Source organism: Sphingobacterium sp. B29 (assembly GCF_001952815.1).
Classification (GTDB): Bacteria; Bacteroidota; Bacteroidia; order Sphingobacteriales; family Sphingobacteriaceae; genus Sphingobacterium; species Sphingobacterium siyangense.
The window spans coordinates 1,380,336-1,399,980 of the sequence record NZ_CP019158.1; the positions used below are offsets into that span (position 1 = coordinate 1,380,336).

The window sequence follows — 19,645 nt, forward strand, 5'->3', positions numbered from 1 at the left end:
AGTTTAAGCAAGCAACTGGAAAAGCTCTTTGATTTCCTGTTGCTTGTTTGAACTTTCATGTTCCTCGTAGGCAGACATTAGGTTTCGCAAAGCTCGTTTAATGATAGTCACATTGTCGCAAGGATAGGTAAATTCTCTATCTGGATTGAGGTTCAGTTGCTTCAAAAATGAATTTACATCGCTTTTTTGCATAACCTGACCACGATTAAAGGCATTGATGTAAAACAGCACATTTTCATTCCCTTCTTCATCCGAATCCATATACGCCAATACAAAATGCTTTGGTAAATTGATACCGTAGATTGGAATGTCCAATTTTTGTGCAATGATACTATAAATGCAGGATAGGGTTAAGGGATTCCCCTGTTTGGTATCGAGTACTTGACCAATATAGGAATTCTGTGGGTGATGATAGTCCTTTGTATTTCCTGTTAGGCCGAAAGAGCCAAAAAGAACATGATTCATTAGGTTCACTTTTTCCAGTGGGCTCATGTCGTAATGCAAACCGCGCCATACCTCAGTTTTGAGATCTTCTATCGCCAAAATAATCTTGTGGTCTTCATAAGAAGGATATTGATAATTATTGAGGATAATTAATCCTTCCAGTAGATTGAATGAGTTACTCAGGTTCCAGATCTGTAACTCGTTTTTGGTCTGATCAAATTGAATTTCATGAATGATATTCTCTAAACGTCCCTGTATTCTGGGATCGAAGCTTGATTCCCAAAATTTTTCCAAATAGGGTACAATCTCAGGACCTTGGCTTTTTAACTGGTGTTCCACTTCCTGAATAATCTGTTGGTCGGTGTCGTCCAACAGGGATATTAGCGATTTCAACTCTCTCTCATTCATCATAACGAAGTTAAAGAATTGATTCGAAATATGAGCTAAAAAAATCCCTACCGTAATTGATGTACTGCGTAGGGATTATCCAGGTTAAATTGGCATACAATTATTTGAGCTGACCATCCAGCATATTGACAACTCTTTTACCGTATTCGGCATTCTTTTCAGAATGGGTTACTTGTATGATCGTAACACCATCATCGTTGAGCTGTTTGAATAGATCCATGATTTCTTCGCCTTGTTTGGAATTTAAATTACCCGTAGGCTCATCGGCTAACAATAACTTGGGCGATCCCGCTAATGCACGCGCTATACCTACAATCTGTTGTTGGCCACCGGATAGTTGGGCTGGGAAGAGATCCTTCTTACCAACAATACCAAAGCGATCGAGCATATCGGCAACAATAGCTTTTCTTTCTTTGCTCGAAATGTCCTTATAGATCAAAGGTGTTTCAATATTTTCATATACAGTCAATTCATCCAGGAGATGGTAAGCTTGAAATACATAGCCGATGTGGGATTGGTATAGTTGCGTTCTTTTTTTCGCTTTCATTTCCAACACATTCTCGCCCATAAAGATATATTCACCTTCATCAGGCTCGTCGAGCATACCGATAATATTTAATAAAGTCGATTTTCCGGACCCTGAAGGTCCCATGATGGAGATAAAATCACCTTCAGCGATATCGAGACTTACATCTTTAAGGACGAATGAGCGTGTACCACCTACATTATACCACTTGAATAAATTTTTTAATTGTATCATTTTTTAGTATTGAGATCTTAGATATTCGTATTTATATTTTTACCGGTAACCATAATTATTGTTCGACTCTGGGTTAAGGCCATCACTGCTCATATTATCTTTTATTCATCGCGCAGACTATCTATTGGATTGGTTTTTGCGACTTTGAGAGATTGGAAACTGATGGAAACCAATATGAGGATAAATATGCAAAATATTGGAATCAAAAACGACCACCAGGAAAGCTGAATGTGATAGGCGAAATTAGAAAGCCATTTATTCATGAGCATATAGGCTAGTGGAAGGGCTATGCCAATACCGATCAAAAAGAGTTTGAAAAATGGTTTGTTCAATTGAACAAAGAGCAATTGTACCGATGCTCCCAGTACTTTTCTGATGCTCATTTCCTTTTTTCGTAATGCCGCCTGATATGCCGCCATACTGAACAGCCCTAAGGCCGCGATGATCACAGAGAGGCTAGTGAAACTATTAAAAGCCGTCTGCAATTCTTGCTGTTTTTTGTGCTGTAAAGCATATTGCTCATCCATAAAGGAATAATCAAGGGGGAGGTCTTTTGCGGTTGGGTTTTTCGCCCACTCTGCTTTGACTGTTTGAATTGCCTGATCGACCATGCCTTGTTTTGTTTTGACCATAAGTGTCGTCTGAAAACGCATAGTGCCACATTCATTTTTAAATGAATAGATGGTCGGTTGAACTACATTCTCAAAGCCATAAGCTTTACTGTCTTTGACTAAACCGACAATTTCAAAGTCTACATCACAGCCCTTAATTTTTGCACCCATAGGGTTTGAAAGTCCTAAATTTTTGGCTGCAGATTCGTTTATAATAGCATAATGGGCTAAGGAATCGCGAAGCAATTGGTCCAATGAAATATTGGTATTCCCCTGTGTACTGGAGATGTTTAACGTCTTGAAGTATCCAGGATCAATGCCGACATGTGCAAATGAAATGTTTTTTTGGGCATAGGAAAAATCCATTTTGGGAGGCTGCTCACCTTCTCCCGGAATATTGGTCGCCGATGCGGTAGATGCAATACTCGGATCATTTTCTAATCGCCTCTTTAATTGTTCGTAGTTGTTTTTATTGTAATACATACCTACTCCCTTGAAATTGATAACCTGCGCTGGCTCAAACCCTTTATCTGCCTGCTGCATGTACTGAAGTTGGCCCCGGATGATTAACATACCCGAGATAAACAAAATCGCCATGCTGATTTGAAAGGTTAATAAGGCATTGCGGAAAGTTCCTTTTTTGAGTACTGATGTTAGTCCGCCTTTAAGGAGATTAACGGATTTGAAGCCAGAGAGTACGATAGCTGGGTATATTGCCGATAGAATTGTTGTCAATAGTACGGCAATAGCAAGTTGGGCGATTGTCTCCGAGCTCAAAATATACCCCTTAAGATCATCGTTGAACCATTTTTGTAGAATATTTCCTGTGAGAGCCAAAGTGACGAAACTTAAGATTGCAGCACTGAAAGTCAGGATAAATACTTCCAGTACCAATTGCCTGACGATAGCCCAGCGTGAGCTGCCTAATATTTTTTTAAGCGCGAGTTCCTTAATGCGTTGATCCGCCTGTGCCATAATCAAATTGGCAAAATTGGCAGCGGCAAGTAAGAGGATCAAAACGGAGAGAATACCAATAATCCACGTAATGATATAAGCTGTGTCAGTACCTGTTTTTGGCCTTAGATGAAGATTGGCTAATGGATCCAAATAGATTTTTCCCTTGGCATAACTAGAAGAACGTATTTTATCTTTTGGTGCAATTTCTTTCTGGTAAAGCGCATTGATGCGATTAGTCAACTTTGGGATATCCGTACCGGGACGAACCTGAATATAAGTTTGATACAAAAAAGGATTATTATCGGCGAAGAGATCCTGCGGTTCGCGGATAAAAAGGAGATCGTAATCAATGATGGACAGACTCTGTTTTTTGATCGTACCATAAATCGTCTCCTGCATACCTAGAGCAAGGCTTTGAGTTGGAACCGAATGGGGACTGTCAAAATTTAGATCTTCTTTTTTAAACAGTTGTTCGGCAATAGGACTTTTGACCAAGGTCGCTTCCTTTTGGTCTTTGTTTTTATAGAGCGGTCCAGTCGCATTTTTTACCTGAAAAATTTGCGCAGCAGAAGAATCAATTAATGCCGCGTTTTTGATAAGGACTGTTTTTTCACCAAAAAGGGGGTAACTACCGTAGTTATAGACTATTTTTCTTCCTGCATATACAATATCAGGTAAACTCTGTTTTAGCAATGGAGCCAGTGAAGGTGAAGTTTCGTCCGTAAATGCACCTTCCGATTCAAGGCCAATTTGGTAGATATCCTTAAAATGTGGGTTCCATTTATCGTAACTCGTTTCGCGATTAATATATTGATAGGAAAGGATAAAACCCGTAAAACCCAGGGTCAGACCAACAATATTTAAGAAAGTAAAACCTTTATTTTTTAAAAGTTTGCGCCAAGCTAGTTTGAAATCATTTTTTGCCATTTTTTGGAGGATATTATGTTTAAACTAATGCGAACCAATTCACTCAATTAAAATTACAATCCCCTTGCCATTGTTGTAATTGTTTTGTTATAAGTGTTTTATGTTGTTTTTTTTGTTTTCGGATGTCCGATTTCGAACAGTTTACGTCCAGAATCGAACATCCATCTCCTAAGCCCTTGGTTCATTGCCCACAACGCAATAGGAAAGGCAATTACCAAGGCAACAAACACCAAATTTTAAGATTTTCTGACTTTATTCATCCCTTAAACTTTCGACTGGATTGGCACGGACGACTTTCCATGTTTGATAAGTAATGGTTCCGAAAGCAACCAGGATTGCACTGAGACCCGCTAGAATAAAGTAGAACCAATTGATTTCTATTCGATAGTTGAAATCTCTCAACCATTGATTCATTGCCCACCACGCAACAGGTGTAGCAATGATCAAAGCTACAAACACCAATTTTATAAAATCTCCGGAGAGTAATTTGAGTAATCGGATGGAACTTGCGCCGAGAACCTTGCGGACACCGATTTCCTTGGTTCGTTGCTGGGTCACGTAGGTTGCCAGTCCGAAAAGTCCCAGAGCGGCAACAAAAATGGCTACAAAAGCAAAGCAACTGAAGATATTTTTTGTCCGTTGGACATCTTGATATAGATCTGCGAAGCCGGCATCGAGAAAATTGTAATCGATTTTTTGATTTGGTGAAAACTTGTTCCAAACGGTATTAATGTCGGCCAATGTTTTGGACATTTCTGTAGATTTAGTCTTGATGGAAAGCATGGAGGGGCTGTTGGCGAGAGTCATACAAACGGGATAGTAGCCCTCATCTTTCATCGATTCAAAGATAAAATCGTCGACGACGCCGATAATGGTCCAGGTCATGCCATTGGTAATTTGTACGCCAATTGGATTTCCTTTGATGCCTAGATCAGCAAGCATTCTTTTGTTAACAATAGCACCAGAACTATCCGATGCGATATGTGGATCAAAGTTTCGGCCGGCTATAAGTTTTAGTCCAAATGTAGTGAGGTAGCTTTCGTCGATATTCCAGAATTGCCCGCCTTCTCCCAATTCAAGATCTTCTTTTCCTTTGGCCCAAAAAAGATTCCCATTTCTTTTTGCACCATCCAATTGGACCGGTAAGTAGTCGCCGATGGAGACATCACTTACTGTTGGAATGGCTTTCAATTCATTTTTTAATTCTTTTGCCTGGGAGGCAATACCCGTTATACCGCGGAGTACGATTACCTGATCCTTATCGAAGCCAATGTCTTTATTGAGCATAAAACTGATTTGCTGATTCGCAATAAGTGCACTGATCATCAATATAATAGATGTTGCAAACTGGAAAATAACCAGTCCATTGCGTAACAACGAAGATTTAGGATTGGTGACCGATTTGCTTTTTAATGCGTTGATAGGTTGAAAACCTGATAAATAGAGCGCTGGGTATAAACCGGCCAGAATGCCGATGAACAACATGCTCAAGATCAGCGAAGGCACAAAGTACCACACTGTCCACGGTATAAACAGCGCTTTGTTGGCTAGATTGTTAAATACAGGTAATAACAGGAAGGCTAATAATAACCCTATAAGGAGTGAAATAAGACTGTAACATATCGCTTCGGTCATAAATTGGAAAATCAGTGTCCGTCGATTTGATCCAATGGTTTTTCGAATTCCGATTTCTTTGGCTCGCGTTGCTGCATTCGCCGTTGATAAGTTGATGAAGTTAATACAGGCAATCAATAATATAAAAAATGCAATTCCCGCAAATACCCAGACCATCTTAATGTCGCCTTGATATTGTGTTGCCATTCCATATTCCGAAATATTCTTCGAGTGCAGGTGCATATCAAGGGCGTTTTGAAGCAATACGGTTGATTGCATCATTTCGGGCGATATTTTCATTCCATTTTTTTTGTTGAGCAAAATATAATGGTCCTGAATATAGTTTTTTGAAATGCTGCGCTGTGCATTGGCAATATCTGCATTCTCCTTCAGTTTTACATAGGTAATGTAATTCGTCGCGCCCCAATTGTTTTGCTCACCCGGGTAAAAAGGTTCGCCTGCAAGGGAAATAAAATAATCATAGCCATAGAGACTGGAATTGCTCGGGACATCATCGATCACAGCCGTTATGTTGTATAAGACATTTTTATTATTGTTCAGATAGATCGTTTGTCCTACGGCATTTCCTTTGAAATATTTCTGAGCCCTACTTTTGGTAATGACTATCGCATTGGGTTTGTCCAGCGCATGTGATAACTGTCCTTGTACGACCGGAAGCGGAAATATTTCCAAAATGGACTGATCAACATATACAAAACCTTTATCAAGGTAGTTCTCCGCACGGCCATTTACAGTAAACAGATTGCTTCCGGCACCAAATAAGGTATTGGGTAAAACGCGACCGGCTAATTCAACACTTGGGATTTCCTCTTGCAAGGTTTTAGCTGCTGGGGCAGGAAAGGCAAAGGTTTGCCTCACTTTATCACCATCGGGTGCTGAAACGATAAGACGGAAAACACGGTTCATGTTGGGATACATTTTATCATAACTGGTTTCATGTCGAATGTACAGCATAATAAGAATGCAAATCGCAATGCTAAAAGCGAATCCGCCGATCTTGATGATCGAGTACAGTTTGTTGTTGACCATATTTCGCCAAGCGATCTTTAAATTATTTACTATCATAATAAAAGTCTTTTACGGTTTTGTATTTATTCATCGCGCAGGCTATCCACAGGATTGGCGCGAATGGCTTTCCAAGTCTGATAGCTGATTGTGCCTAAAGCAATTAAAATGGCACTCATTCCTGCAAGAATGAAGTAGAGCCAATTTATTTCGATCCGATAGTTAAAATCTGTAAGCCATTGGTTCATTGCCCACCACGCAACTGGTGTAGCAATGACCAAGGCTACAAACACCAATTTTATAAAATCTCCAGACAATAATCGGAGTAATCTAATCGCATTGGCTCCAAGGACCTTACGTACGCCAATTTCTTTGGTCCGTTGCTGTGTCACATAAGTTGCGAGACCGAAAAGCCCGAGTGCAGCAACAAAAATGGCAACAAGAGCGAAACAAGTGAATATATTCTTGGTCCGTTCCACGTCTTGATAAAGAGCCTCAAAACCTTCGTCCAAGAAGCTGTAGTTAATTTGTTGATTTGGGGCAAATTTGTCCCATACTCCTGTGATATCAGCGAGCGTCTCTTTGAGATGTTGCGGTTTTACCTTAATAGAGAGGAGGGAAGGATTGCCTTGTAATGTCATACAAAGTCCTGCATACCCCTTATCCTTTAGCGACTCAAAAATAAAATCATCTACTACGCCAATGACGGTCCATGTATTGCCATTGGTGATTTTTGCACCAATGGGATTCTTTAAGTGAAGTTCGTCGGCCAATTTCTGATTGATAATAGCCGAACTGCTATCGGTGGCTCTGGTGGGATCAAAATTTCGTCCTTTATTTAAATGAAGACCGAATGTGCTCAGGTAATCCTGATCGATTTCCCAAAATTGGCCCTGTGTAGCCATATCAAGATCTTTTCTGCCATCGACCCAGAACGGATTACCATTTCGTTTGGCTCCATCGATGGGTACTGGAAGAAAATCACCCATGGAAACTGAGGCAACATTGGGGAGGCTCTTTAGTTCATTTTTTAAACTTGGAAGCTGTTTCGATAATGTTCCAATACCGCGAAGCACAACGACTTGTTCCTTGTCAAATCCCAGATCTTTGTCCAATATGTAGTTTATCTGTTTATTGGTTACCAATGCTCCAACGATAAGGATAATTGAGGTCGCGAATTGAAAGACAACCAAACTATTCCTAAACAGCGAAGATTTAGCGCCAATGACATTGTTTTTCAGTGCGGTAATTGGTTTAAATTTGGATAGGTACAATGCTGGGTAGATTCCGGCAAGACCACCGATCACCAATATGGCCACCAAAAGAGAAGGAAAGAAGTACGCTGCTATCCAAGGAATGGTCAAGGATTTGTTGGCTAGATGGTTGAATACGGGTAGTAGTAGCCAGCTTAGAAAGAGCCCAATAATCAGTGACAATACACTATAACAAATTGCTTCAACAAGAAATTGTCCAACAAGCAGCTTCCTGGAGGAGCCAATAGTCTTACGGATACCAATTTCTTTTGCTCTCGTTGCTGCATTTGCTGTCGATAAGTTGATGAAGTTAATACAGGCAATGAACAAAATAAATAAAGCTATTGTTGCGAAGGTCCAAACCATGCGAATATCGCCTCTGTTCAATGTACTAACTTTATCGTCGCTTATATCCACAGATTTTAAATGCATGTCGAGTGCATTCTGTAAAGTTATTTTTGCCTGCTTGAAAAGCGGATTAAGTTTCCGTCCTGATTTTAGATATTCAGGGAGATAATGTATCTCTAAGTAATTCTTTGAAATTTCTTTTTCTGCCAGTGCAACATTTACGTTGGGTTTTAATTTGACATAAACAGTATAATTGTTATTGAGCCAAGCAGTCTGTTCGCCTTGATAAAAAGGTTCTCCAGCGAGCGACATAAAAAAACTATAACCGGCAAGGGTCGAATTGTTGGGCACATCTTCAATGACCCCAGTGATGGTATAGGCCTTCGATTTATTGTTGTTGAGATAAATCGTTTGTCCAATTGGATCATTTTTAAAGTATTTTTCGGCCTTGCTTCTGGTAATAACCAATGTGTTGGGCTTATCGAGTGCATGGGACAGCTGGCCCGAAACCATTGGCATAGGAAACATGTCGAGAATGGACTGGTCGACATAGACAAATCCGTCATCGTAATGGCTATCCGGGCTGTTATTTAATGACAATTGGTTGCTGCCCGCACCGAATAACGGATTAGGTAGGATGCGCCCCGTTTGCTCAATGGAGGGTATTTCTGCTTTTAGGGTTGGCGCTACCGGTGCAGAAAGTGAAACCCAGCGCTCGGTTTTATTCTCTATGGGTAACTGAACAACCAAGCGGTAAATTCTATCCATAGCCGGATAAAACTTATTATAGCTCGTCTCATGTTTTAGATATAAAACAATAAGAATACAGATCGCAATACTAAAGGCAAAGCCACCAATCTTGATGAATGAATATAGCTTGTTTTTCGCCATGTTCCGCCAAGCTATTTTGAGATTATTTCCTATCATAGCAGAAATTTTTAAGGTCTGAATGACTGGTAGTTATAATCAAAACAGACTTTTAAGCTGAAATCAATTGCATTGCCACTTTGTTAATGTGTTGATAACTAGTTTGTTGTTTTAAATTTGAAAAGCTCGTCTGTACGATATCGAACAGTTGGGCGTTCAGTATCGCACAGACGTTCTAGGCGCTGACGGTAAATAGAGAATTGCTTACTCTTCAATCTCTTTCAGCTGGAGATGATCACATAGTTCGAACATCATTTTAGCTGGATCTGTATCAATAGCCAATGCGATCAGGTACATTTCATCCAAACGCAATTTAGCCGTTTCGGTCATCGTTAACTCATTAATTCTTGCCTTACTTAAACCTGTTTTGCGCGCAATTCGCGATTTATTAACGGATTTCTTCTCTAAAAATTCACCTAGCTTTGTCATAGTTATGATTTAGTATGCTCTTGTTTTGTATAGATAAATATACAAAATGTTATTTTTATTTATACAAATGTTTTTATTTTTGGAATATTTTCTATTCTTTTGTATTGAAAATCTATATCATTTAAATATGTCAATGATGAAAACAGCGAAATTTCAAAAAACAAAAGTATATAGGAGGAGATGCGGAGAGTTAGACATGCAAATATATTATCGTATGCTGCTACAACGTATTTCGCGGCACCTGTCACCCGAAGAAGTTTCTTTTTTAATGGGAAAGTCATTCGATTTTATAAATAAAGTTGAGACATTCAAAAGGAAAAGAACTTTTGTTCATGATTTGGTTGTCATGCAGCTTGTACTAGAAATAAAGAGTATGAATGAATTGATGCCTTACGGAATTGATTTGTCGTCACAGAAGTATACATATGAATTGCATGTAACTAAATTGGGTGACCGCGTTATTTATGAACTGTATAAAGTTGATGTAGAGCAAGATCAAAAAGTAATCGAATTTAAGCTAATCGATATTCGACATGATCTCGACCCGTATGAAATTTCGACAATAGAAGAAGTAAAAAAGATAAGTACTCTCTTGGATGAGAATATTGATATCGGATATTTTAATGTGGAAAAGAGACCTGATGAAATACACAACTTATGCTGTGCTAAACTAGAAAGGTATATACATCCTAAAAACCTGATTAAGGTGCTAGATAATTTCCTTAATCGGTCTGATGAACGCAAAATTATTCGGAAAGTATCTAAATACGGATTCTGTTATATTTTAGCTGCTCCCACGGATTCGACAGAAAAGAAATAAGCAATTTTTAGCTGTCCAACACGAACAGCTAAAAATTGCTTCAAAGATCCTAAGCCGTAGGTACACCAATTATAAACTTCCATTCCCAATAGGTTAATAATAAATACACTTTTTAGCTTAGATAACCTACGGCTTATTTTTTCTTATTCATCCCGTAAACTATTGACAGGGTTAATACGGGCTGTCTGGAATATGCGGGTGGCGATAATCGCTAAAGTTGTCAAACCAATACACAACCCTGTGAAAATAAATAGAACGATCGGTACATCTATATGATAGAAGAAATTTTCTAGCCATTTATGCATAAACCACCATGCTATAGGGAAAGCTATTAGAATCGCTATTAGGAGGAGTAAGATAAAGGATTTGGAAATCATATATGTGATCGTATTTACGGAAGCCCCAAGTACTTTACGGATACCAATTTCTTTTACTCTTCGTTCTAGCGTATAAATAGCAATAGCTACGATCCCTAAGATGGCAATCAGCATACTGGAACCGGTAAAAAGTGCTAATTGCTGGTATTGTTTTTTTTCTTTGTTATATTGATTCTGTACTTGATCTTCCTGCCAGTTGATCTGCGCTATCCGGTTTGGAAAAAATTTGTTCCATGTCTTGTTTACCAGTGCTAAAGCTTCCTTTTTCTTGCCTTCCTCTACTCGAATGAGCATACAGCCACCTTCCCATTCAGTTTCTGCCTTAATTGCAAAGGGACCGATCGGAAACTTTAAACTTGCTCCGTTAAATTCTTTAAATATACCCACTGGTGTATTTTTTAGGAGCTCTAAACTTTTATTGAGTTTAAAAGGGAGCCGTTGGGCTGTTCCTTCGGAAACGAGCATGTTTGTAAATACTGGTTGCCCATTGTGTACCGAATCCGTAAATGATCTGTCCAGTGCATAGTCCGCACTCAAAGGACGTCCGTCAATGAGTTTTATACCCATTGTTTTGATGTAATCATAATCTGCATAAACAAATACAATAGGCAGTTCTTTGTTCGGGTCGTGAGGGTCTTTTACTATTTTAAAATCTGCACTCCCGCTAAAGGGAGTCCAGCTTGTGAGGCTAACCGATGCGATGTATGAATTTTTTAATAGCTCCTGTTTGAAAGCCTGATCCTTTCCTTCCCAAGAGGTATAGTTGATGGCTAAAAGATTTTTGGGTTCGTAGCCAAGATCTTTGCTATACAAATAATGCAGTTGTGCCCGCATTGACATCATGCAGATCGCTACGACGATGGAGATAGCAAATTGGAAGACAACCAGTATTTTGGTAAATGCCATATTTAAGGGAAGTCTGAAGAAAGAAAGTTGCTTCCGAAGTTCAAGCGTTGGCTGTGTTTTCGATAGAGACAACGCAGTCGGTAAACTGCACAGCCAGCCTAGAATTATCCAGGTGGTTAGTAGTCCAGCAAACATGAATAAAGAATGCTGGTAGCTCATTGTCAGTGGATGCTCTAAATAGTTTTCAAATGCAGGACTGACAAGAATATAACCGAAAAATGCGATCAGAAAAGAGCTGGCAAAGAGTATTGTACTTTCTATGCCCATTTGTAAGATTAGATTTTTTCGGCTTGCTCCCAATACCTTACGGATACCTATCTGTTGTGTGCGTTTTAAGGCATGCGCAAAGCTTAGGTTAATGTAATTAATACTGACCAATATAAGAATAAGTGTCGCTATTCCCACCAGTAGATAAATATCTTGCATGGGATTCTCCCATCCTGTAATACTTTGTAGGTGTATATCTTTGATGGGTTCAATAAAAAGATTAAAACTTTTCGCCCAGTCATTCAGTTTTTGTCCATTGTACCATTTGTTTATTTTGGTCGAAAAGTGGTTAATATCAGTTGTGCTTTTGAGCAATAGAATTTGTGTTTGCAATGAGCCGGCCTCTGTCGGATTGAATTCATTTACCTTAGGCATCAGCACGAGCGCTTCTGCCTGAAAGGATGAATTATGAGGAATATCCTCAATAATAGCATTGACATAATAAGCCTCTGGTTCCCCTTCTTGCGGTTTATTGTAGAATGTGCTGCCGAGTACATCTTTTCCGCTGAAGTATTTTTGTACAGCAGAGGCTGTCAATGTGATGTTTTTTGCACCTGCAATAATTTGTTTTGGATTGCCTGCAATTATTTTTGTATCAAAAAGATTGAAAAAACCACTGTCAATTACTAAGGTACTGATTTCAGCTAGTTGTTTTGACAGACCGTCGATTGTTAATTTCTGTGAACTACTGTTGATCGTGGTATAACCTAAAATTTCAGGAAAATTAGTTTTCAAGACCTTTGAGAGACCTTCAGGAGCTCCTGAAATATTGGTTTTGACACCTTCCTGTGTTTCTTTGGGTACCACCCTCATTCGGTAAAGCTCATTGGAGTTGCCCCATTGTCTGTCGTAGGAAAGCTCATCAATGACAAGTGAACTAATTAACATAAATACCAGTAACGCGATGGTTAAGCCGATGAGATTTGATAGCGAATAGATCCGATTGTGCATCAATGTTCGCCAAGCGGTTTTAAGGTGATTCTTTATCATACTGTTTATGTGGATTGGTTTCTTAGATTATTCATCTCTTAATTTTTCAACTGGATTAAACCGAGTTGATCGAAATACAATAATACCAACCAATAAACTCAGCAAACCAATCAACGTGCCCAATGGTAACAAGTAGGTAAATGCATTGATTTCTACTCGGATAATGTAATTTTGTAGCCAGTATTGCATCAATAGATAGCTCAGTGGAACTGTCGTAAATGCAGCAAATAGGAAGATTCCGTAGTACTCTTTTGAAAAGAGTAACATCAAATGTGCTAGTGAAGCCCCAAGTACTTTACGAATGCCAACTTCTTTATTGCGCAGATGGATGGAAAGCGATATTAATCCGGTAAGTCCCAATGCCACGATCAGTAGCGAAACAACCGTAGCAATCTGGGAAGCGCGATGCAGCTGCAACTCAGTTTCATATAAACTTTTGATACGTTCATCCATAAACTTATACTCGAACGGTGCATCAGGTAGCAACGTTTTCCACTTTTTTTCCAGTTGTTGTACTGCATTGGAAAGAGAGCCTTTTTGTAAGCGAATACTGAGGTATCGGTATTGAAGGCTCTCATGTACATCTATCCAGATAATAGGCGGGGATGCCTGATGAAGTGTGTTGGCTACAAAATTTTCAGCAACGCCCACAATAGTCATTTTGTAACTAGGATCATTGATTGCTATTTGCTGACCAATCGCCTGCTCGGCATTTTTAAAGCCAAAATCATCCATAGCCTTTCTGTTGATGACGACTGGTCTATTATCCGCATGAGTAGCATAGTTTTTAGGAAGAAAAGTTCCCGCAATTAGCGGTATCTCATAGGTTCCCAAAAAGTGACTATCACTTGTAATCCGTTGTACCTGGATTTCTTTGTTTTCAACCGTACCAAATGCAGATTGCATATTGAATCCCAGTAATCCAGGTGTTTCATAAGATAAGCTTACAGATTTTACTTCTGGTTGCTGGCTGAGTTCATGTTGTAAAGTCTCCATTTTGCGAACACCATTTTCGGACCAATCTCTAGGTACTTGAACGGTTAATAAGTAGTCCTTGTTGTAACCTAGATTGCTATGGAGAAATAGGTCCACCTGTTTGGAAATAATTAGTGTGCAGGCCAGCAGCAGCAAGGCTACCCCAAATTGAAAAAACAAAAGAATTTTTCGTACCAGCTGTTTGCCGCCCAAGGTCGAAAACTGATTTTTGACTGCCGGAAGTACCGCTATATTGGAAAGCTTGATTGCTGGATATAGACCCGCCAGTAAACCAATTAATAATGTCATTATACCCAGTAGACCAAAAAAATAAATCGGCAATTCCATTAACGTAGGGAGCTTGCGCATCAAGATATGTTCGAAGATTGGGCTTGTCACGATATAGATTGGCAGACTGATTAATGTTGCTATGGCCACGATCAGGATATATTCGGTCATCAGTTGTCTAATAAGCTGCACCCGAGACGATCCCATCATCTTGCGAACACCCATTTCCTTTAATCGCGTAATATGCTGAGCGATACTAAAATTAATAAAATTTATAATGGCCATGGTCAAGATAAAAATAGCCGTCAAGATCAATGTCTGTATCATTTTGCGAACAGCCCCCTGGTTGTCGTCCAAATAATAGGTTTTCAATGGTTTTAAACTAGGGCTATATTGGCTGGAAAATTCCTTATCTGTATTTTTGCCTACCAGCGTCTCTATGGCAGCATCTACTTGTTCCGAGCTGACACCTGGCTTCAATTCAATATAGCCGGCAATATATGGATTATTCCAATTGTCTATAGATCGGCCAAAGAATTGCTCGTTGATGATCGGTAAAAATATGTCTGCATGCATATTCTTTGTGAGATCCATAATGGCATTTTGGACATCGGATTTGATGATTGCTGTAATTTCAAAATCGTGTTTTTCACCCTTGAAATTTTTTATTTGTAGCGATTTTCCAAGTACATCCGCATGGCCGAAATATTTTATGGCTGCTTTGTCACTGATGACAACTGAGAAAGGATTATTCAGGGCAGTATTGGCGTTACCCGCTAGAATATGGAATCCGAACATCGTCAATAGACTAGGATCTCCGAGAGACATCCCTTCTTCATGGATTGTTGCTCCGTTTGCTACGATACCTGTCAATCCATCAATCCGATAATAATTAGAGACGAGATTAGGATACTCCTCATATAAGGCTTTGGGGAGCGCCCCTAACGTGGTTAAGTTAATACCAAATCCTTCTTTCTTATACTTGCTTTGCAACAAAAATTGCCGATCAATATTTTTGATATTGCTATTCACTTGGTGTACATCCCATACATAGGCGCCAACAAGTAGTAGAAAAGTAATACCGCAGGTCAATCCAATTAGATTGATCAGATTTTGCACTTTTTTCTTTCCGATATTTCGCCAAGCAATTTTGAAGTTTGTAAAGTTCATTGTCTTATACTAAGAATTTATTCCGTTCATGAAGCTGTTTGTATAATGGGGCCTCGACATAGAAAACTAAAAATACAAATGTTTGGCCAAGTCTGTATGTTGTTGATAGTTAGTTTTTTTATTGCTGATGTGCTGCTGAATGCTGTTCGATATCGGACAGTTTGCCGTTCAATATTGTACAGCATTCAATCTCCAGCTCGGCGGATGCCTGTAGCTGGAGATCCTCTTCCATGCCGAAGCAGTCAATCATTCGTTCCGTAAACTATGGACCGGATTTGCTATTGCAGCCTTGATGGATTGCAGTGCAATGACCAATAACGTCAAGATTAATCCAGTGCAGAAAGCAAGGAAAAAGATCCACCAGCTAATTTCTATTCGGAATGGGAAATTAGTTAACCAGTGCTCCATGAGATAATATGCTACAGGAGTGGCAATGGTGAAGGCAATAGCCATCCACTTGAAAAAGTCCTGAGATAGCAAAATGACAATACCTGAAACGGAAGCGCCAAGTACTTTTCGTATGCCAATTTCTTTTGTGCGTTTGAGGATATTGATGGACAGCAAACCTAAAAAACCAAGTGAGCTGATACATAGCGATACAATAGCCGCAATCCAGATAAGTTTTTCAACCAACGCTTCTTTTTTATAAAGGTTAGCAATTTGCTGATCGTAAAACTTATATTGGAAAACTTCATCAGGATACCAGTTTTTCCATTGTAGCGCTAGCGTTTTCAATAATATATCTTGCTTATGTCCCTTAAACTTAACGGCCAGGTTCTTTAATCGGCTTTCATTGTAGCCAATTACGGTAGGGGATATAGGCTCGTTGAGCGAATTGGTGCTAAAATCTGCAACCACACCTACAATTTTTCCGATGTGCTCTTCATTGAGCCCGCCAGCATTCAAATTTCGACCAAGGATATCATTGGGGTTTTTAAATCCCAATGTAGTAGCCATCTGCCGATTGACTAAAAACTCTGGATTTTGTGGATTGTCATCAAAATTCCGTCCGGCCAATAATTTGATATGAAAGGTCCTGATATAGGTTGAATCGCCGATTGCATACTTAGCAGGCCATTTTTCCCATTCTGATCTGTTATCAAATTGAAAAGTTCCACCCCATACTTTTTCGTGTGATGGCGGATTGTCGCAGAAAGTAAATGATTGCACTTCCGTTCGATCACGAAGGAAATGTACAATTTTCTCTTTTGATTTCAGCATGTTATTCGTCATGGGAAAGAGAACCACTTGTTCACGATTAAAGCCAATATCGGTCTGCTTGAGATGGTTTACCTGTAAGACAATAACGAACGTGGCAATCAGAAGAATCATGGCGATTACATTCTGTACGACAATAAAAGATTTTCTGGTTAAGCTCCATGGGCCTATGGTCAACTTTTTTAAGGCTTGCTGGATTTTCATTCGATTTACAAAGATCAGCGGGTAAACAGAGGTGACTAGTGCGGTAGCGGCCCAAAGTATTCCAATTGTACCCAAAAATGAATACAGGTTGATAATTTGCACGGGCTCATCTTCAAATAGGTATTGATTGGCCCAGGAGATGGAAAGACCCAATAGTACTAACGCAAATAAGACTGAGCACGCTGTCAACAGCAAGGTTTCGATCAGAAACTGGTAATACAGTTGCTGCTTGGAACTCCCTAGTATTTTTCTGACCCCCATTTCTACGCTCCGGTTCATTTGTTGGGCAAATACGATATTACTATAGTTGATAAATGCCATAACACCAATGCCCACGGCGATAACAACTAAGATGTTCAATAAGGTTCGTTGGGTCCCTTTGCCATAATCCGCGTCAAAATGAAAATGGGGTAGTGGCAGTAGCTTATAATGAAAGTATTGAAGTACATCCTTGTCCCAATATTTCGTGATTAGCTTTTGTATACTTTTCTCCACAGCAGCCTGATCGGATGTATGTTTTAGTCTTAGTATGATGTTGTTACTTGAATTAGTATAGCCCCAATTGAGAAAGAATCCATCATCTTTGGGAATCTGCCATAAATTTGTCAGTGAATTTAACGATATATAGATATCCGAACGAAAATCGGAATTTTTCTTGCTGTCATCGATGATACCGATGACTTTTATGGGGAATTTGCCATCTACTAAAATTATTTTTCCAATAGGGTTTTCATCTTTAAAATAAATTTTTGAAATACTTTTAGTCAAGGCTACCGTATTGGGTTGATCCAGTTCCTCCGGTTTGCCTTGTATCCAAGGGAAATTTAATATGTTGAAATAGCTGGAGGAAGTAAATGACGCTTTGCCTGCTGTCTGATATAATTGATCCTCTATACGTAGCGTAAGATTTTTATTATCGATATATAATGCTGTTTTTTCTACTTGAGGAATTTCACGAGATATGGCGTCATACATGGCATAAGCGCCCCCTTTGCTGTGTTCTATCTTGTCCAATTTTAAATCTTGTACGACTAAAAAGGTTCGATCTTTATCGACGTGAAACTGATCAAAGCTCAATTGGAAACTATTGTAGATGTAGATAAACAAACTACAGGCCATGGCTAACCCTAGCCCGAAAATCGTCAGCATTGTATAGTAGCCGTGTTTAAATAATTGTCTTAAAGCTGATTTAAAATATAGCTGAATCATTGTTTGAGGTTATTGTATCGATAATTATAAACGTTTTTTATTCATCACGTAGACTGTCAACAGGCTTTGTTAGGGCCGCTCGTATCGCTTGTGAACTTACAGTAATTAAAGCAATAAAAACGGCTAGTGCTCCTGCTAGTACAAACATCCACCATTGCATCTCAATACGGTACGCAAAATTCTCTAACCATTTGTGCATCATCCACCAAGCTAGGGGAGAAGAAATGATAATGGCTATTAGCACGAGTTTGACGAACTCCGAGGAAAGCATACGCGTGATGTCGGGAACTGTAGCTCCAACAACTTTTCGGATCCCTATTTCTTTTCTGCGTTGATTGGCGGTGAAAATAGCCAAGCCGAATAAACCAAGGCAGGCCACAAAAATAGTCAGTCCCGCAAAGATGCTCAGTAATTTACCCGTTTTCACTTCTGCTTGGTAGGTCTGTGCGTATCGGTCATCCAGAAAGGAATAGCTGAATGGAATGTCTGTTGGAAAGGATCGATAGAGAGAGGCTAATTTTTGAATGAGCTTCTCCATATCGGCTGTTTGGGTTTTGAGAATCAAACTCCCGGCTTGATCGCTAAGAACCATCACAAGCGGGGAGATCTGCTCATGTAAAGAGCGAAAATGGAAATCCTTAACGACACCAATAACACGATAGCTTTTGTTGTCTTTATTGGTCAATATTTTACCAAGGCTATGATTGTTCCAACCTAGATCTTTTGCCGCGGTTTCATTGATGATGACAGAAAGGCTGTCATTACCAAATGTTTTTGCGAAATTTCGTCCTTCTTTAAGCTGCATCCCCATAACCGGAATATATTCTTCATCTATATCGTAACGAATCGTTTTGACCCATTGATCAGTATTGCCATCTGGATAGATGAAAAAATTGTTGTTGTTACTTTCTCCGGCAGGGAGATAGGACGAATGAGAGACATGCTTGATTCTGCTATCTTGCATCAATAAATTATAATATGTCTTTTCGTTTTTCCCCAAAGGCCAGCTCGGTATAATAAGGACATTATCCTTGTTGTATCCAAGTTTAATATGACGCATATAATCCAGCTGCTGAACAACCACCACGGTTCCAAAGATAAGTCCGACGGAAATGATGAATTGAAATACAACAAGCCCACTGCGCAAATTAAGGCCTTTAGTCGAACGACTTATTTTTCCTTTTAATACACGGAGCGGATTAAATGAGGATAAATATAACGCGGGATAGCTGCTGGAAAATAGACCGACGACTAAACCAAAAGTCAGCAGGAAGGGGATAATTTTAAAAGCGTCAAGTTTTTGGATTTCAATCTCTTTTCCTGAAATCTGATTAAATAGAGGAAGGGCAAGTAAAACAATTCCCAAAGCTATTCCCAAGGAAATATAAGTCAGGAGGACGCCCTCCAGCATAAATTGTCGCATCAGGTTTTGTTTGTCAGCACCCAATACTTTTCGTACACCTACTTCTTTACACCGCCTAAAGCCACTGGCTGTAGATAAATTCATGAAATTAATT

At 39.3% G+C, this 19,645-nt stretch carries 11 protein-coding genes; 1 reads left to right on the forward strand and 10 read right to left on the reverse strand.

Going from position 1 to position 19,645, the window contains the following annotated elements; genetic code table 11:
• Positions 1–3: 3 nt before the first annotated feature.
• From BV902_RS05860 to BV902_RS05885, 6 genes are all read right to left on the reverse strand, one after another.
• Entirely contained in the window at positions 4–855 is an 852-nt protein-coding gene (locus tag BV902_RS05860; protein ID WP_312352434.1) for a transglutaminase-like domain-containing protein, read from the reverse strand.
• Between the two features lie 97 nt (positions 856–952).
• On the reverse strand, positions 953–1,612 hold the full coding sequence (locus BV902_RS05865) for an ABC transporter ATP-binding protein (RefSeq protein WP_046672265.1): 660 nt from the start codon (positions 1,610–1,612) through the stop codon (positions 953–955).
• A gap of 101 nt (positions 1,613–1,713) precedes the next feature.
• Positions 1,714–4,107, reverse strand: coding sequence for an ABC transporter permease (locus tag BV902_RS05870; protein WP_075991149.1), 2,394 nt, complete (start codon positions 4,105–4,107; stop codon positions 1,714–1,716).
• 252 nt (positions 4,108–4,359) lie between these two features.
• On the reverse strand, positions 4,360–6,807 hold the full coding sequence (locus BV902_RS05875) for an ABC transporter permease (RefSeq protein ID WP_075991150.1): 2,448 nt from the start codon (positions 6,805–6,807) through the stop codon (positions 4,360–4,362).
• Positions 6,808–6,833: 26 nt separating this feature from the next.
• The gene (locus tag BV902_RS05880; protein ID WP_075991151.1) at positions 6,834–9,275 is read right to left on the reverse strand and encodes an ABC transporter permease; all 2,442 of its coding nucleotides are present in this window, start codon (positions 9,273–9,275) and stop codon (positions 6,834–6,836) included.
• Between the two features lie 204 nt (positions 9,276–9,479).
• Positions 9,480–9,704: a helix-turn-helix domain-containing protein gene (locus BV902_RS05885; protein WP_070566237.1), complete on the reverse strand. Its 225-nt coding sequence runs from the start codon at positions 9,702–9,704 to the stop codon at positions 9,480–9,482.
• 196 nt (positions 9,705–9,900) lie between these two features.
• On the opposite strand from BV902_RS05885, the gene BV902_RS05890 reads away from it, so the two are divergent.
• Positions 9,901–10,524, forward strand: a complete 624-nt coding sequence (locus tag BV902_RS05890; RefSeq protein WP_157625898.1) for a hypothetical protein — start codon at positions 9,901–9,903, stop codon at positions 10,522–10,524.
• A 143-nt stretch (positions 10,525–10,667) separates the two neighbouring features.
• Here the strand turns inward: BV902_RS05890 and BV902_RS05895 are convergent, their stop codons facing one another.
• The 4 genes from BV902_RS05895 to BV902_RS27650 form a co-directional block, all read right to left on the reverse strand.
• Entirely contained in the window at positions 10,668–13,064 is a 2,397-nt protein-coding gene (locus BV902_RS05895; protein ID WP_075991153.1) for an ABC transporter permease, read from the reverse strand.
• A gap of 27 nt (positions 13,065–13,091) precedes the next feature.
• Entirely contained in the window at positions 13,092–15,497 is a 2,406-nt protein-coding gene (locus BV902_RS05900; protein WP_075991154.1) for an ABC transporter permease, read from the reverse strand.
• A gap of 246 nt (positions 15,498–15,743) precedes the next feature.
• Positions 15,744–18,068 carry an ABC transporter permease gene (locus tag BV902_RS05905; RefSeq protein ID WP_172840647.1) on the reverse strand — a complete coding sequence of 775 codons (2,325 nt, stop codon included), beginning with the start codon at positions 18,066–18,068 and terminating at the stop codon, positions 15,744–15,746.
• Positions 18,069–18,165: 97 nt separating this feature from the next.
• On the reverse strand, positions 18,166–19,635 hold the full coding sequence (locus BV902_RS27650; protein ID WP_216640435.1) for an ABC transporter permease: 1,470 nt from the start codon (positions 19,633–19,635) through the stop codon (positions 18,166–18,168).
• Between the last annotated feature and the right edge of the window lie 10 nt (positions 19,636–19,645).

Coding starts and splice junctions, on each gene's coding strand:
- BV902_RS05860 (WP_312352434.1), bottom strand. CDS start 855: ATGATGAATGAGAGAGAGTTGAAATCGCTAATATCCCTGTTGGACGAC.
- BV902_RS05865 (WP_046672265.1), bottom strand. CDS start 1,612: ATGATACAATTAAAAAATTTATTCAAGTGGTATAATGTAGGTGGTACA.
- BV902_RS05870 (WP_075991149.1), bottom strand. CDS start 4,107: ATGGCAAAAAATGATTTCAAACTAGCTTGGCGCAAACTTTTAAAAAAT.
- BV902_RS05875 (WP_075991150.1), bottom strand. CDS start 6,807: ATGATAGTAAATAATTTAAAGATCGCTTGGCGAAATATGGTCAACAAC.
- BV902_RS05880 (WP_075991151.1), bottom strand. CDS start 9,275: ATGATAGGAAATAATCTCAAAATAGCTTGGCGGAACATGGCGAAAAAC.
- BV902_RS05885 (WP_070566237.1), bottom strand. CDS start 9,704: ATGACAAAGCTAGGTGAATTTTTAGAGAAGAAATCCGTTAATAAATCG.
- BV902_RS05890 (WP_157625898.1), top strand. CDS start 9,901: ATGCAAATATATTATCGTATGCTGCTACAACGTATTTCGCGGCACCTG.
- BV902_RS05895 (WP_075991153.1), bottom strand. CDS start 13,064: ATGATAAAGAATCACCTTAAAACCGCTTGGCGAACATTGATGCACAAT.
- BV902_RS05900 (WP_075991154.1), bottom strand. CDS start 15,497: ATGAACTTTACAAACTTCAAAATTGCTTGGCGAAATATCGGAAAGAAA.
- BV902_RS05905 (WP_172840647.1), bottom strand. CDS start 18,068: ATGCTGACGATTTTCGGGCTAGGGTTAGCCATGGCCTGTAGTTTGTTT.
- BV902_RS27650 (WP_216640435.1), bottom strand. CDS start 19,635: ATGAATTTATCTACAGCCAGTGGCTTTAGGCGGTGTAAAGAAGTAGGT.